Raw genomic sequence first — 14,862 nt, 5'->3', positions numbered from 1 at the left:
ATCAACCAACACATATATAAACAATAAAAAATGATGAGAAAATTATTCTCCCTGCTATTGCTATGCTTTGTTTTTGGCAGCATGGCATCGGCACAAAGCAAAAAAGCTACGGGATCTTACCTTCAGGATAGCGTATTGCTAAAAACACGTGACGGCGTATTTGTTACCGTGATGGTGGCCCGCAAAAAAGGCGTAACCGAAAAGCTGCCAGCTATTTTCCAGTTTACCATTTATGCCCGACGAACAGATTCGTTAAAAATTCAGGAAGCTGCAGACAGAGGTTATGTTGGTGTATTTGCCTATACCCGCGGCAAATGGAGCAGTCCCGGTGAGCCGCTGGCTTATGAAACCGATGGCCGCGATGCATACGATGTGATTGACTGGATCAGTAAACAATCCTGGAGTGATGGCCGGGTTGGCATGTACGGTGGAAGTTATAACGGCTTTACCCAATGGGCAGCTGCCAAAAAGCTTCACCCGGCGCTTAAAACCATTGTACCATCGGCCGCGGTAGCACCAGGGCTTGATGTACCCATGACCAATAATGTGCAAATGAGCTTCGTTTTTTCGTGGACTTATTACACCAGCAACAATAAATTCCTGGATGAAAAAGATTACAACAGTCCGCAATGGAACCAGTTGTACTGGAAATGGTATAATGCAGGGTTAGCATATCACACGCTCGACAGCCTAACCGGCAGAGGGGCCAACAACATGTTCAGGCATTGGGTAGCACACCCAACCTATGATCAATACTGGCAGAACATGATCCCTTATAAAAAAGACTTTGCAGATATCAATATACCCGTGTTAACAACCACCGGCTATTACGATGGCGGGCAAATTGGCGGCATGTATTACTATCGCGAACATCTGAAATATAATGCCAATCCTAATCATTATGTAATTATCGGGCCATACGGACATTTCGGCTCACAGGGGCATCCTGATTCCGTTTTCAACGGTTACAAAATTGATGATGCAGCGCGGATCAACATCCACGAAATTATTTATCAATGGTTTGATTATATCTTCAAAAACAAACCCAAACCTGCTTTTCTGAAGGATAAATTCAACTTTGAAGTTATGGGCAGCAACGAGTGGAAACATGTGCCTTCATTAAAGCAAATGAGTAACGATACCCTGAAATTTTACCTGGATAACTCCCGGTTAAACCCTGTTAAGCCATTGAAGAAGCACTTCACCTCACAACGTGTAGATTTTGCCAACCGGGATAGTATCAGCAGTTATTATTTTTTAAATCAGCTTATTTACGACACGCTGAATACCGGCAGCAGCCTTGTTTTTAAAAGTGATCCGCTCGAAAAGCCTTTAACTATAAGCGGAGCTTTTTCGGGCGTTTTAAAAACCATCATCAATAAAAAAGATATGGACTACCACGTGGTGATGTTTGAAGAAATGCCCGACGGGAAATACTTTTACCTCACCTACTTTATGGGGAGGGCGAGTTATGCCGGCAACCCGGAGGAAAGACATTTATTAAAACCGGGACAAATGGAAAACATTCCCTTTACTAACAGCTATATCACCAGCAAGCAATTTAGCAGAAGCAGCCGTATTGTGATCCTGCTCAATATCAACAAAAGCCCTTTTGAGCAGGTCAACTATGGAACGGGCAAAAATGTAAGCGATGAAACTATCAGTGATGCTAAAGTGCCGCTGCAAATAAAATGGTTTAATGATAGTTATATTAATATTCCGGTGCTCAGGTGAGGAAAGACGCAAGACGCCAGGAAACAAGGGACAGGAAGATAAAATATATCGTCACGGTGTAGAATCCAGACTTACGAAGTTTTTGAAACTTCGTAAGTCTTCACACGTCAAATTTTCTACCTCACAACAATGACGATTCGTTATGAACAAGCCTTATAACTTCTTAATCTCAATATTCCTGTACCACACATCCGCACCATGATCCTGCAGCACGATGTGGCCGGTTTTAAACGTACCGAAGTCTGGCCATTCCTTGAATTTGCTGCCTGCTACCAGTTTTTTCCAGTTATCGTCCCACAGGGTGGTTGACAATACATGCTCTCCGTTAATGGTAAAATCAAGCTTGCTGTTGTTGCAAACAATCTCTACCTGGTTCCACTCGCCGGCAGGTTTAACTACTTCTTTTGATATCGAGATCAGGTCATACAGATCACCTGCACGGTGTTTGATGAGTTTGCCGTCTTCGTTCTCCTTGTTATCAACAACCTGGCATTCGGGGCCGGTAAAGTAGCTGTATTTGTATTTAGTAGTATCTTCCTTAACATGAAACAGGATCCCGCTGTTACCGCCTTTGGAAATTTTCCACTCCAGCTTCAGGTCAAAATTTTCATATTCACCATTGCTAACCATGTCGCCGCCGTTTTTGCTTTGCCAGTCGCCTTTTTGCGATGCGTCAAGATGCAGTACGCCATCTTCTGCTTTCCAGGACAAACCCGGTGCCGGTTTACCGTATGCATGCCAGCCGTCGGTAGTTTTACCATCAAATAATGGCTCAAATCCAGTAGTTGTGACCGCCGTTTTTTTGTTGGTATTGGCAACAACGGTGCTGTCATTATTATAGTTTTTTGGGGTGGATGAATGGCAGCCGCTTATGACGATGGCTGTTAACGCTATTAAAAATACCTTGTTCATTGGTGTTATGTTTAATTAGTAAGTTTTAAAGATTTCCCTTTTTAAATTCGCCCACCGCATAAGTAGCAGCACGGGCAGTTAAAGCCATATACAAAATTGAAGGACTTTGGTTTCCGGTAGTCGCCATACAAGCGCCATCGGTCACAAACACGTTTTTGCACAAGTGGAGTTGGTTCCATTGGTTAAGCAGCGATGTCTTTGGATCTTTCCCCATGCGCACCCCTCCCATTTCATGGATATCGAGGCCCGGCGCCTGTTTGTTTTCGTGCTTTTGAATATTGGTACAGCCGGCTTTCTCAAACATATCGGCGGTTTGGGTTAAAAAGTCCTGGATCATGCGCTCATCATTATCATCATACTCAACCGAGGTGATCAGCAGCGGGATGCCCCATTGATCTTTCTGCTCTTTACTTAAACGCACATGATTCCTTTCCTTGGGTATGGTTTCGCCCTGTAGGTACATGTAAGCACTCCATCCGCCCGGTTCTGTAAGCGAATCTTTGTAAGCTCCTCCTACCTCGCCTTCGGCAGTTTCTTTTGGTCCCCGGTTACGATATGCGCCCATAAACGTAGTGAAGCCACCTTTATAATCGGTTTCCTGTTTGTGCAGGTTACGATAATTGGCGAGGATTAGCTCGGTTGGGTTTCGGCCGAAGTAATAGCGGTTTAAAAAGCCATCCATATCTGCCGTTACCGATGCCCGGTAATTTTGAAAAGCGATGTATTTACCCAGCAGGCCATTATCATTGCCAAGCCCGTTCGGGAACCTTTCTGATTTTGAATTGAGCAGGATGAGGTTAGTATTCAATGCCGAAGCATTCATAAAAATGATCCGGGCCTTATACACGAACTCAGCTTTAGTATTGGTATCGATAACTTTTACCCCGGTAGCTTTGCCAAGCTTTTCGTCATAAATAATTGAATGCACCACCGAAAAGGGACGTATAGTGAGGTTACCCGTTTTTTTGGCCCAGGGCAGCGTTGAACTTACCGAACTAAAATAACCACCGAAGGGGCAGCCGCGCATACACAGGTTCCGTGCCATACATTTAACGCGCCCCTGATCTATGTGGATCTGCTTCGGCTCAGTAATATGCGCCCAGCGGGCATGTACCAGGTGCCTGTCGGGATAGTTTTCTTTTATCTTTTTGCTGATATGTTCCTGCACTGCGTTCATATCAAAAGGAGGCAAAAACTCGCCATCGGGCATGGCTTCAATGCCGTCTTTATTACCGCAAACGCCTATGAATTTTTCTACATGTGAGTACCATGGCGCTACATCATCGTAACTAATAGGCCATTCAATGCCGTAACCAAAACGGGCTGGGTTTTCAAACTCAAACTTGCTCCATCGCTGGCAAGCCCTGCCCCAGGTAAGCGACTTACCACCAACCTGGTAACCTCGGATCCAGTCGAACGGTTTTTCCTGTATGTAAGGATGATCTTTATCTTTTACGAAGAAGTGGGCATCGTCCTCACCATAACCGGCAGCCCTGCTGATCAGTGGGTTTTCTTTCAAAAAATCCTTCGTCATTTCGCCGCGGTGCTTGAACTCCCAGGGATCCATAGTTGCTGTTGGATAATCCTTGATATGTTGCACATCCCTGCCCCGTTCAAGCACCAAGGTTTTTAAACCCTGTTCGCAAAGCTCCTTCGCTGCCCATCCTCCGCTAATACCCGAGCCTATCACTATAGCATCATAGGTTAACTGATCTTTAGCATTTTGGGGTTCTTGAGGCATAGTTACAATTGGTTATGATTAATAAACTGTTTAATTGTCAATAGGTTTTATAAAGCTGAAAGTAGAAGGCCGAAAGCTGAAAGCTTTAAATTTTTGCCTTCGGCTTTCAGTCTTTAGCTTTAAGCTTCCAGTTGTGCGGCCGCGGCATCATCTATAAATATCTGCGCATTTTGCAGCGTTTTAAATATTGATGCCGGTACATCGTTGGTAACACAGCCTTGCAATGCCTCAGCAATAATTGGTGCTTTTTTACTTCCGCTGGCTATCAGCACCGGTACAGCAGCTTCGGCTAAATGCCGTAAGCCAAGGGTAATGCCCTCGGTTAAAACTGTATCAGTAGTAAAGTATTTTTGAGCAACTTCTACAGTAATAGCTGCTAAAGGCGAATGATGCGCATAAGAATGAAAATCGGAGCCGGGTTCATTAAGGCCGATATGACCATTAAGCCCTACTCCAACCACCATCATATCCAATCCGCCATGGTTATCAATATGTTTATTCATGGCCTGGCATTCGGCATCCAGGTCATCAGCAACAGCGTTAAAGAACTTTACTTTTCCGGGCGAAATATTAAGCGGCGTAAAAAAGTGCTTTTCGAGGAAATAAGTGCAGCTGCCATCATTAGTACGGTCGAGGCCAACCCATTCATCCAGTCCCACAAAGTTGGTTTGGCTAAAATCGACCTGTCCGTTATTTGCATACTGAACCAGGTAACTGAACATACCGGTTGGCGAATCGCCTGAAGGGAAACAGATCAGTGAATCGGGCTTTTGGTTAATCAGGGTAACTACCAGGTCGGCCACTGCTTTCGACATGGTATTATAATCAGGATATGTATGTAGTTTCATTTGTTATTTATTATCGAGCCAAAGATTTACAGGTTTATCAATCTTTGCCGAAAATGGCAGCTCAATTTTTTTGCCGGCACCTGCCGAGGCATAAGCTGCGTAGATAAGTTCGAGCACAGCTCTGCCGTCTTCCCCGGTTACAAGCGGGGTTTTGTTGTTCTGTACACAATCAATAAAATGTTTGAGCTCATGCGGATAACCCTGGTTAAAAGCTTCTTCAAAAATGGTGAAGCTCCAGCCTTGTGTGGTATCTGATTTTTCCATGGCGTAGCCGTATCCATCACGGCTATAGGTTACTGCGGCATTGCCCATAAACAAATCGGCGTAAATAACGCCGCCAAGTCCGTGAATTTCGCAACGATCATCCATGCCGCCATGTTTGGCCCAGCTGTTTTCGGCAACAGCGGTTACCCCGTTTTCAAACTCAATAATAATAACCGAATTATCTTCGCCTTTGGTACGCCCTTTATGTAGCACCGTGCTCATACTGGCATAAACACTTTTAGGTTTAGCATTGTCCAGCATCCACCTAAACCAGCCCAATGCATGGCAACCCATATCCATAATTACACCGCCTCCTGAAAAGTTGATATCATAAAACCAGTCCGAATGCGGCCCCGAATGTTTTTCGCCTTGTTTTAGCATATAGATGTCGCCAATAGCTCCTTCCTTTACCAAATGCCTTGCCCGCTCATATTTTGGCGCGAAGCAAAGCTCTTCGGCATACATTAGTTTTACATTGTTGGCCTTGCATACGGCTATCATTTCATCAGCTTCTTCAATGGTTACAGCCAGCGGCTTTTCGATGATAACATGTTTGCCTGCTTTCGCGGCTTTGATGGTAGCTTCGGCATGCAGGTAATTAGGCAGGCAGATGTCTACCACCTCACAGCCCGATTCGGCAAGCAGTTTATCAATATCATCAAACCATTGGGTTATGTGATATTTTTCGGCAAAGGCTTTGGCTTTTTCGGGCTTGCGGGCATAGCAGGCCACCACGTCGGCTTCGGGGATAAAACGATGGTATGATTCCATGTGGATATCGGTAATAAAACCGGCACCCAGTATGGCTACTTTAGTTTTGTTCATAAAACGTATATATAATAAAGCGCCGATAATTGGAACAGCGCACAGGATTTACCTGGTTCAGAATACCGTTCAAGATTAATGAATAATATTTAGAAATTGAAAATTTTTAGAAGATGTATAAAGGCAACTTAGCATGATTTTATAATATACTTCGTTTATCCTATGGAGGATAAAATTGCTGTCATGTTGAACTTGTTTCAACACCTCATTTGCATAGCCGCGTGCTAATCAAAGCGCCTACCTTTCTTGTGGGGGTGCTGAAACAAGTTACCCACGACATGTTAAAAAAGTCTGTCATTCTGAGTGTTTAAATCCGTGGCCTCTGAAGGTGAAATGACATAGATTTGCTGAACCGTGCAGTGTGGCCGACCGAGTTATAGTGCTTATTGCCTGTTGCTGAGTATGGTTCCGAAGCAAGAGTCTGAAGGTATGGTACGATCCCTTGTGTGGGTGATTTGTCCGATGGGTAGCCTGTCTTTTCTTTAAACTCCTTCGGGCACGGTTTAAAAAGCGTTATAAGTATGGAAAAGATGCATTTTCATGCGGCAGGTATAGATATTGGAGCCCGCAAGGTATTTGTGGGTCTTGAAGGCCAGCCGGTTCGTTCGTTTGAGACTTTCACCAGTGATCTGGTATCACTTAAGAACTATTTATTGGAGCATAAGGTAAGTACAGTGGCAATGGAAGCCACAGGAGTATACTGGTATGTACTTTACGATATTCTTTTAGATGGGGGATTGGATGTGTGGCTTGTTGACGGAAGACAGACCCGCCAGTTACCAGGCAGGAAAACAGATGTAAAAGATTGTCAGTGGATACAGCAATTGCATAGTTATGGCTTGCTGAACCGCTGTTATGTATCCGAAGGTCATATCAAAGAATTGCGTAGTTATCAGCGCCTTCGTGAAGATCATCTTCGGAGTGCGGCCATGCATGTGCAACACATGCAGAAGGCCCTGATAGAAATGAATATCCGTTTGCCGGAGGTATTAAGCCAGGTCCATGGAGTAAGCGGGATGGCGTTAATCGATGCGATACTGCAAGGCGAGCGAGATCCTGATAAGTTGTTTTCACTTTGCCATAAAAAGATCAGGGAGAATAAAGGGGAAGAGCTATTGAAAGCCCTGCAAGGTCATTATACAGCGCAAGGGCTTTTTTCATTAGGTCAGGCCTATAAGGCTTATGGTTTTTATCAAGGCCAGATAATGGAATGCGACAGCCAGATTGATAGTGTTTTACAACGGATCAACAGGGATAAGAACCTGCCGCCGGGAATAAGCGAAGGAAAACGCAAGGCGATCCGTCACAACAAACCTCATATCAACAACCTGGGAGATCATCTGTTAAAAATATTTGATGGTAAGGATGCAACTAAACTTCCGGGTATTACAGATTACAACTGGTTACAGTTATACACAGAGGTGGGTTCGGATCTTAGCCGATGGCCAAGTGAAAAACATTTCACAAGCTGGCTTGGTTTATCTCCCGGCCAGGACCGTTCAGGGAAAAAGAACAAAAGTAAAAGTAAGGGTAAACCGGCCGTTGGGCAAATATTCAAACAAATGGCCCATGGATTATTGAACAGCAAGTATATCGGCTGGGGTTCATTTGCAAGAAGATTAAGAGGCAGAAAAGGTCCGGCAATAGCTATTAAAGCAACGGCCAGAAAACTGGCCGCTCAATACTGGCGTTTAATTGTAAAAGGAGCCGACTTTGTGGAAAAAGGGCTGCAAGCCTATGAAAATATCATTAAGGAACAGAAACAAAGGCGATTAGAAAAACTCGCCTTTGAATTAAATAGGGAACTTGTACCTGCTTAAATTATTATGTCATGGGTAGCGATAGCGAGGAATCTTCTGCAGCATAAAAAGCCACTTTGCAGGGCGAAGAAGATCCTTCGTTCCTCAGGATGACAAAAGGCAAAATATATTAACTCCAAATCCGAACGCGATTTCCTATTGCTCCATGATATGTTTCTTGATAAACTCAATGGTTGATTCGGGCAGGGAATTGCCGCTGGCCTGGGTAAGGCTGCCGTCGGGCTGTAACTCCAGCTCGGCGTTGATATTATTATCAATAAAAACATGCAGCTTATTTTGTTCTTTCTCAACACGGCAGGTAAGCTCACGTTCTGAGTAGTTGATCAGGAATTCGTACTTTCCATCTTTTGCGGCCGGGGTGGTATCTTTTTGATCGATCATAGCGGTTTGTTTATTGAAATAACACGCCACTATAGATGATGTTTACTTTATCGATAAATAAAACAGCTGTTTAAACATGCTTTAAAAAGAGGCAGAAAAAAAGAGATAGCCCGCCGGCTGTCTCTTTTTTAAATTTAAGTTGACTGACCTCATTATTTATCATAAAGAACTAATTGGTTAGATCGATAATAACAATTAGTCAAATATAAGCACTATAGAATTAGTAGACTAATTTTTTTGATAAAAAATATAACTTTTTTTCATTTAGGGTCAGTTTTTCTTAACAGATGGCGTTTTGTTAACAATACTGTCCTTTTTCTGCCCATTTCCGGGTAGTTTTGGTGCAAAATTTCTGATTATCGTATCCTTTTTAAATTTTATCGCATTATTCTTCCCAGTATCAACTTTTAGGGTACTATCCTGCATGTTTTTTAGTCCAGGCCCCTTCAGGCTATCAGTTTTGAGATTGGCACCCGGCTTAGCAGTTCCGGGTTTAGCAGGAGCATTTTTTGCCGGCGATTTGGTGGTCGCTGCCTTTTTACTGCGCTTTTTAATGATGTCTTCTTTGGATGCCGGCCGCTCTTTAGGTTTCCACAAAAAGCCTTTCAGGATCTTATCATCTTCTTTAACCTTTTCAATAGGGATGTACCTGTTTTCGGGTTTGGTTAAAAAGTAGATATCTGTAGCCTGGTTCTTTTTAAAAACGGTACGGATCCTGCTGCTCAACGATCGTTGCATACCCGACACCTTACCGCTGTCGCGCTGAAAATATATGGTTTCGGCATTGCCAAACGTATACATCTGATCAAGCTTATCATCTTTAAAATATCCCCGCATTTTTTTACCCGATACCTGGTTAAAATGCGTTGAATCATCCTTTTCAATATTCACAATAAATGCCGACGGGAACAACTCGATGTTATCCAGCTTTTTATGTCGCATTTGCATGTAAACGGTATCGCCGCTTAGCTGCGAACCCTGTGACCAGATAATAGGGTTCACATACATGCGCATGGTAGAGTCGCTGTTACTATAAAATACCGAATCGGATTTAGCCTGCAGATCAGATTTAAAGATCTTGACATGATGATGGCCGATAAGCATCCGCACGCGTGCCGTATCTTTCAAATTAACCGGGTATTGTTTAAAAACCGGGTCACGCTGCATCTGTTCACGGGCTATGCTATCCTGTTTTGCTTTTCTAATAGCGGCAAGTGCATCCTTTTTACGCTGCAATGAATCATTCACCGGCTTAGGCTTTCCAAAAAAGTCGCGGTGAAAGTAGCTGGTATCTTTAGGTACCTTTATATAATAGGCAGTAAGAAACTTTGAGTTTTTTTATCAGCCGCCACCTTGCGCTGCTTTAGTGTAGTATCACGCAAAGTACGCTGGCGCTCCTGGTAAATTTTCTGGTTTTTATAAGTCATGATCTGCGTTTCAATGGTGTCTGCAGTCATGTATATCGAATCGCGTTTGATGTGGCTGGTATCTTTTGGCGCTACCGCCGCTTTTACAGGTATAAGCTTTCCTGTTACTTTAGCAACACCTGGCTTAATAGCATCGGCCACACCCGCCAGGCTACCTATGTTTTTTATGCCGACTTTGTCCTTATTATTTTTTAATGCCGGAGCAGCCGCCTTCAGCGCCGAATCAATCAGCTTTTCGTTCCCTTTTTTTGATTGCGTTGCTGCTTTTATCAAAGCATCGGCATCTTTATTGTTTTGTAAAGCGCCCTGCACCAGTTTAGTTGCCATATCAACATTGGCACTGTCTTTTTTCCTATGGCAAATGGCTGCTTAATGGGCATGGTATTGGCCGGGGCCTTATGGCTGCTGTCGGGCTTTATGGCACCGGCAATCTTAGTAAGATCGGTTATGTTTTTGGCTGATACTTTTGCATTCTTATTATTTACGGCGGGTAATTGCTTAACCGCGGTATCGGTTTTACTGGTATCCTTTTGCTCGGATATCAATACAACGTAAGCATTTTCAGTAACAACGGTTTTTTCCTCGGCTCTGTAATAAGTACCAAGGTCTCCTTTAATAGTTACCTTTTGTTCCCTGTCTTCAAAGGTGATGTTTTTTACCGCGCGGCCATAACCTTTTAGCTTATCATAAAAAAGGCTGTCGCCTTTTAGTGATTTGGTGCCTTGCCTGTATGAGTTTTTCTTTCCAAAGTAAGCCTGTTCCGTAACGGTATTATATAAACCATTTTCGGTATACAAGGTATCCTTATCCTTGGTGCCGTAAATATTGGTTGGTCCGAAAAAATAGGCTATCCGTGTACCTGTATTGTACTTAAGGGTATCGGTTTTTATCAAAGCATCGGGTGTGGTAAGTACCACATCGTACCTGAAATAGGAGTCGCGGGTGAAGGCAAAGTAATAGCCGTTTTTACTGGTAAGCACATTGTCTTTATTCACCAGCTTTCCGCCACCTGTGTAAGTACCTATGCGACTGGCGGTATTGTAGGTAAGATAGTTGGTAGTTAGCGTAGCATCGCGGTCGACCATTTTAACATTATCTGTTAAGATGGCAATTTTTGTATTTCCGTTATAATTCAGCTTATCCGAAAATATATTCAGTGTATCGCCCTGGTTTATATTTACGTTGCCAAAAGCGTCAAACGCGTTTTCGTTGGGATAAAAGTATGCACTATCCGACCGTAGGATGGAGTAATCCTGCTTAAACACGCCTTTATAAACCTTGAACATCTGCTTGCCATTGATTTTTCCGCCGGTGCTTCGTTCAGATTGTATCAGGTTTACAATTGATTTTTTTGAGCCATAGCTGCAGTTGCCATCGCCAAAAACAAAAAGCATAAAACATATTTCCTCACAGTGGCAAAATTAGTTTTTTGTTGGGGTTATTAAATTAATAATTTTGATGAATGCTGCCAGTTAATCAGTTTGTTAATTTTATTGAGCAAAACAGCTTATTTACGCCCGCTGCCAAAATACTGGCGGCTGTAAGCGGCGGCATCGATTCGGTTTTAATGGTGCACCTGCTCAAAGCTGCCGGTTATGATTTTGGCATCGCCCATTGTAATTTCCAGCTGCGTGGCGACGAAGCCCTGCGCGACCAGACTTTTTGCCGCAACCTCGCTACAACTCTTGGTGTACCATTTCATACTGTTAATTTTGATACGGAGCAATACGCTGCAGACAACAAGGTATCCATACAAATGGCTGCCCGCGATTTACGTTATCAGTGGTTTGAAACCATCAATCAGCAATCAGGTTATGAGGTTGTTGCGCTTGCTCACCACCAAAACGATACTATCGAAACAATATTGTTAAACCTTACACGTGGCACCGGAATTGCCGGTTTGCATGGCATTTTACCCAAAAACGGTAAACTGGTGCGCCCGCTGATGTTCCTCAGCCGTTTGGAAATACAGACCATGGTTAGTGCCGAAGGTTTAACTTTTGTTGAAGACAGTTCCAATGCTTCGGCAAAATATGCCCGAAATAAGATCAGGCTGGAGGTTGTGCCAAAGCTTAAAGAATTGAACCCATCGCTCGAAAAAACGTTTGAAAGCAACCTGCTCCATTTCCGAGACCTGGAATTGTTGCTTGAGATCAGGCTTGATGAGTTAAGGCAAACCTTGTTGCAAATACATGATGGCATCATTTACCTGCGCATAGCCGAAGTAAAAAAACTTAAGCCAAAAAGGTTGCTTCTTTTTAAATTGCTAAATGAATACGGTTTTAATGAAGCTACCATTGATGACCTCATTGCCTCGCTCGATAAACACTCGGGCCGGATATTTGAATCAGGAACACACACTTTATTGCTCGATCGCGATAATATTATCCTTAAGCCAAAAACTACTGTGCTACCTGCCGAAGTTATTATCAACGCTACAGACCATGAAGCAAATTTTGGCGTTTATAAGCTTAACTTGTTACATGACGATAGCCCGTTGATTATAAAGAACAATCCGCTGGCAGTATCTATTGATGCTGATAAGCTGGTTTACCCGTTAAAAATACGTGCATGGTACGAGGGAGATCATTTTTTTCCTCTTGGGATGAAAGGCAAAAAGAAATTGAGCGATTTTTTCATTAACCAGAAAGTGCCGCTGTACCAAAAGGAAGAAATCCCAATCCTGGTAAACGGCAACGGTGAAATTATGTGGATTGGCGGCTATCGCCCCGACAGAAAGGTATAAAGTGAGTGATAACACTAAAAAAGTTACTATCTTCGAACTGTTTAAACTAACATGAGCGATAAATCCGTTTTTACTGAAAAGCAATACCTTGGCCGGGAATTTATACCGCTAACCATACGCCTGGTTTTAGCCATGTTTTGTTTTGCAGCCTATTTCTTCACCGACGAACGTGAGCGTAACGGCGATTTGCTGGTTGTTGTGGGCTTTTCCATCATCATTATTTCCATTATCCTGGGGTTCCTGCTGCATTTCCGCACCCGTGTTGAAAACAAAAGCGTTATGCTTGACGGCTTGTGGACAACCAAACTGGTAAAAATAGATTTGAACAGTATTGTTAAAGCCGAAAAAGGCACCTACAGCCGCTACATGTTCAACAATCCGGTTTATAACCTGCATACCAAAGGCACCATCCGCTTTTTCACATCAGGCAATGAAGCCATCCACCTTACAGATCGTGACGGTCTGCTTTATATTATCGGCTCCAAACATCCTAATGAATTTTTGAGGGCGATAAAAGAAGAGATGAAGAAGTAAATTTATTACATCTCCCATTGTTATATAATACAATCAATTTTTTATTAGAGTAGATCAGCGCGATATTTAGTCAAATAACAAACTTTTACCTGGTGCGTATCAAATCCTTCAACTCATCAACAAAACCGGGCTCTGTGGGCTGATAAAAGTTTGATGATATTATTTTTAAGTTATCCAAAATCACATATCGCGGAATAGATGATATATTTAACTGGCGCACAATAGCTGATTTAGTGGCCGCATTAAGGTGATAATTGTTTATTCCAAGGTGTTTTTTTCGGCCAGGGATGCTGTTTTCCAGGATACTTCTTTTTGATCGAGATTAATTGAAATTACCTCAACAGCGTTTTTTCTCAACGCAGATCTTAAACTATCCATCACCGGCAACTGGGCCCTGCACGGCGAGCACCAACTTGCCCAAAAATCCAATATGTAAAACTGTTTCTTTGATTTAAGCAGATTATTTAATGATACTTTTTTCCGTTTAAACCAATTAACATATCGTTTGCTATAAGCTGTTTGCCATCCAACATGTTTCTCATAATGTTGTCGAGATGTATCGAATAGCTTGTATTAGCCATCTTTCTCCTGTAGTCCTTCATTATTTCGTTAAATCCATTACCTTTTTTTACCGGAGAATGAGTTAAACAAATAAGAAGATAGCTGGATTTAAACCTGCCCAAATTAGCTGCCGATGCTTCTTTATATATGGTAATGCCATTAACATAGTCCCCACCTTTGTTAATGATTTTGAGCCTGACGTAGCCGTCAATCACACTCAATAAATCTTCGGCCAAAAATAGGTGTGGGCTATTTAAAACATGCTCGATATCCTCACTCAACTTTGAAAGTACAGGTAAAGCAGGCTCAAAGTATTGGCCATTACCCTCATAAAGCCAATTAAACAACCGTTTGTAATAATGAAGTTTACAGTTGATTGTCAGTTGCTCAAATGCTGATGAATCTATTTGAAAATTAGCCAAAAGGCCATTGATCCTATCCGTTTCTTCTCGAAATTTTCTATTAAATTCTGTATAAAAAGATTCCCAAAGTTCATTCTTGGAGGATACTGCTTTGCCGCCGGGCGCAGTAGTATAGTTGGTATAATATGAAATAGAATCGTTGGATAATACAATTCTTTTTTTAATCTTTCTGTATTCAGAAATCCCTGGCTTGTTAATGATAAATTCAATGTATCTCCAGGCGATGCAAGTACTGAAAACTTTCTTTCTTTCGTGCTTTTATCTTTTCCAAACTCAAAAAAAGTCATTGTTAAGGCAACAGGAATATTGGTTGTTACATTACGTATAATTACAGTATCCTTTTCCCCGGGATTGATAAATTTAAGTTGTTTTGCCTCCAAAAATGCGTTCATATATTCGAGCCTGAACTGCTCATGGGCTTTAAGCCGGAATAGAATCGTTGCTTTAGAGCCGTTTTCCGTTGCTTGACTATGAATTGATTTGTGCTGATCAGGCCGAAACGCGGCAAAGAGCTGAATACATATTACAGATAGTAATATCTGGTAAAAAATTGGTTTAAGGTTCATAGATAAGGCTTATATCGGGTTATAAATCAAATATAAAGAGATTATTATAACGCTCACAGCCTCTTAGGATATATAATACAT

At 42.4% G+C, this 14,862-nt stretch carries 15 protein-coding genes; 4 read left to right on the top strand and 11 right to left on the bottom strand.

The window, feature by feature from the left end:
- The first annotated feature begins 30 nt into the window (after positions 1-30).
- Entirely contained in the window at positions 31-1,734 is a 1,704-nt protein-coding gene (locus ACRQ5D_RS09905; protein ID WP_218134522.1) for a CocE/NonD family hydrolase, read from the top strand.
- A 153-nt stretch (positions 1,735-1,887) separates the two neighbouring features.
- Here ACRQ5D_RS09905 and ACRQ5D_RS09900 read toward each other — a convergent pair whose 3' ends face one another.
- From ACRQ5D_RS09900 to ACRQ5D_RS09885, 4 genes are all read right to left on the bottom strand, one after another.
- Entirely contained in the window at positions 1,888-2,646 is a 759-nt protein-coding gene (locus ACRQ5D_RS09900) for a 3-keto-disaccharide hydrolase (RefSeq protein WP_091175879.1), read from the bottom strand.
- Between the two features lie 25 nt (positions 2,647-2,671).
- Positions 2,672-4,387 (bottom strand): GMC oxidoreductase, encoded by a 1,716-nt coding sequence (locus ACRQ5D_RS09895; protein WP_091175877.1) that lies wholly within the window; start codon positions 4,385-4,387, stop codon positions 2,672-2,674.
- 119 nt (positions 4,388-4,506) lie between these two features.
- Positions 4,507-5,235, bottom strand: coding sequence for a glucosamine-6-phosphate deaminase (locus tag ACRQ5D_RS09890; RefSeq protein WP_091175874.1), 729 nt, complete (start codon positions 5,233-5,235; stop codon positions 4,507-4,509).
- 3 nt (positions 5,236-5,238) lie between these two features.
- Positions 5,239-6,324, bottom strand: coding sequence for a Gfo/Idh/MocA family protein (locus tag ACRQ5D_RS09885; protein ID WP_091175872.1), 1,086 nt, complete (start codon positions 6,322-6,324; stop codon positions 5,239-5,241).
- Positions 6,325-6,845: 521 nt separating this feature from the next.
- Between ACRQ5D_RS09885 and ACRQ5D_RS09880 the strand changes: the two genes are divergently transcribed.
- Complete coding sequence (locus ACRQ5D_RS09880) at positions 6,846-8,144, top strand: IS110 family transposase (RefSeq protein ID WP_431199432.1); 1,299 nt, start codon at positions 6,846-6,848, stop codon at positions 8,142-8,144.
- A gap of 135 nt (positions 8,145-8,279) precedes the next feature.
- Here ACRQ5D_RS09880 and ACRQ5D_RS09875 read toward each other — a convergent pair whose 3' ends face one another.
- The 4 genes from ACRQ5D_RS09875 to ACRQ5D_RS09860 all read right to left on the bottom strand — a co-directional run bounded on the left by ACRQ5D_RS09875 (position 8,280) and on the right by ACRQ5D_RS09860 (position 11,346).
- Positions 8,280-8,525 carry a hypothetical protein gene (locus ACRQ5D_RS09875; protein WP_143020856.1) on the bottom strand — a complete coding sequence of 82 codons (246 nt, stop codon included), beginning with the start codon at positions 8,523-8,525 and terminating at the stop codon, positions 8,280-8,282.
- A 270-nt stretch (positions 8,526-8,795) separates the two neighbouring features.
- Positions 8,796-9,773: a hypothetical protein gene (locus ACRQ5D_RS09870; RefSeq protein WP_431199489.1), complete on the bottom strand. Its 978-nt coding sequence runs from the start codon at positions 9,771-9,773 to the stop codon at positions 8,796-8,798.
- Between the two features lie 56 nt (positions 9,774-9,829).
- Complete coding sequence (locus tag ACRQ5D_RS09865; RefSeq protein WP_431199488.1) at positions 9,830-10,279, bottom strand: hypothetical protein; 450 nt, start codon at positions 10,277-10,279, stop codon at positions 9,830-9,832.
- Complete coding sequence (locus tag ACRQ5D_RS09860) at positions 10,222-11,346, bottom strand: OstA-like protein (protein ID WP_431199487.1); 1,125 nt, start codon at positions 11,344-11,346, stop codon at positions 10,222-10,224. Before ACRQ5D_RS09860 ends, ACRQ5D_RS09865 begins: the two co-directional genes overlap by 58 nt.
- A gap of 68 nt (positions 11,347-11,414) precedes the next feature.
- Between ACRQ5D_RS09860 and tilS the strand changes: the two genes are divergently transcribed.
- Entirely contained in the window at positions 11,415-12,698 is a 1,284-nt protein-coding gene (gene tilS / locus ACRQ5D_RS09855) for a tRNA lysidine(34) synthetase TilS (protein ID WP_432328778.1), read from the top strand.
- Positions 12,699-12,749: 51 nt separating this feature from the next.
- Positions 12,750-13,232, top strand: coding sequence for a hypothetical protein (locus ACRQ5D_RS09850; RefSeq protein WP_091173610.1), 483 nt, complete (start codon positions 12,750-12,752; stop codon positions 13,230-13,232).
- 258 nt (positions 13,233-13,490) lie between these two features.
- Here the strand turns inward: ACRQ5D_RS09850 and ACRQ5D_RS09845 are convergent, their stop codons facing one another.
- The 3 genes from ACRQ5D_RS09845 to ACRQ5D_RS09835 are packed head-to-tail and all read right to left on the bottom strand — an operon-like array spanning position 13,491 to position 14,781.
- Complete coding sequence (locus tag ACRQ5D_RS09845; protein WP_432328776.1) at positions 13,491-13,661, bottom strand: TlpA disulfide reductase family protein; 171 nt, start codon at positions 13,659-13,661, stop codon at positions 13,491-13,493.
- A gap of 35 nt (positions 13,662-13,696) precedes the next feature.
- Positions 13,697-14,215, bottom strand: a complete 519-nt coding sequence (locus ACRQ5D_RS09840; RefSeq protein WP_432328774.1) for a hypothetical protein — start codon at positions 14,213-14,215, stop codon at positions 13,697-13,699.
- Entirely contained in the window at positions 14,197-14,781 is a 585-nt protein-coding gene (locus ACRQ5D_RS09835) for a hypothetical protein (protein WP_431199483.1), read from the bottom strand. The genes ACRQ5D_RS09840 and ACRQ5D_RS09835 overlap by 19 nt, the downstream gene beginning before the upstream one ends.
- Positions 14,782-14,862: the final 81 nt, after the last annotated feature.

It is taken from the genome of Mucilaginibacter sp. P25 (genome assembly GCF_050859465.1).
In the GTDB taxonomy this organism is placed as follows: Bacteria; Bacteroidota; Bacteroidia; order Sphingobacteriales; family Sphingobacteriaceae; genus Mucilaginibacter; species Mucilaginibacter gossypii.
The sequence above is the reverse complement of the archived record's forward strand: the minus strand, read 5'-3'. Positions and strand labels throughout refer to the sequence as shown.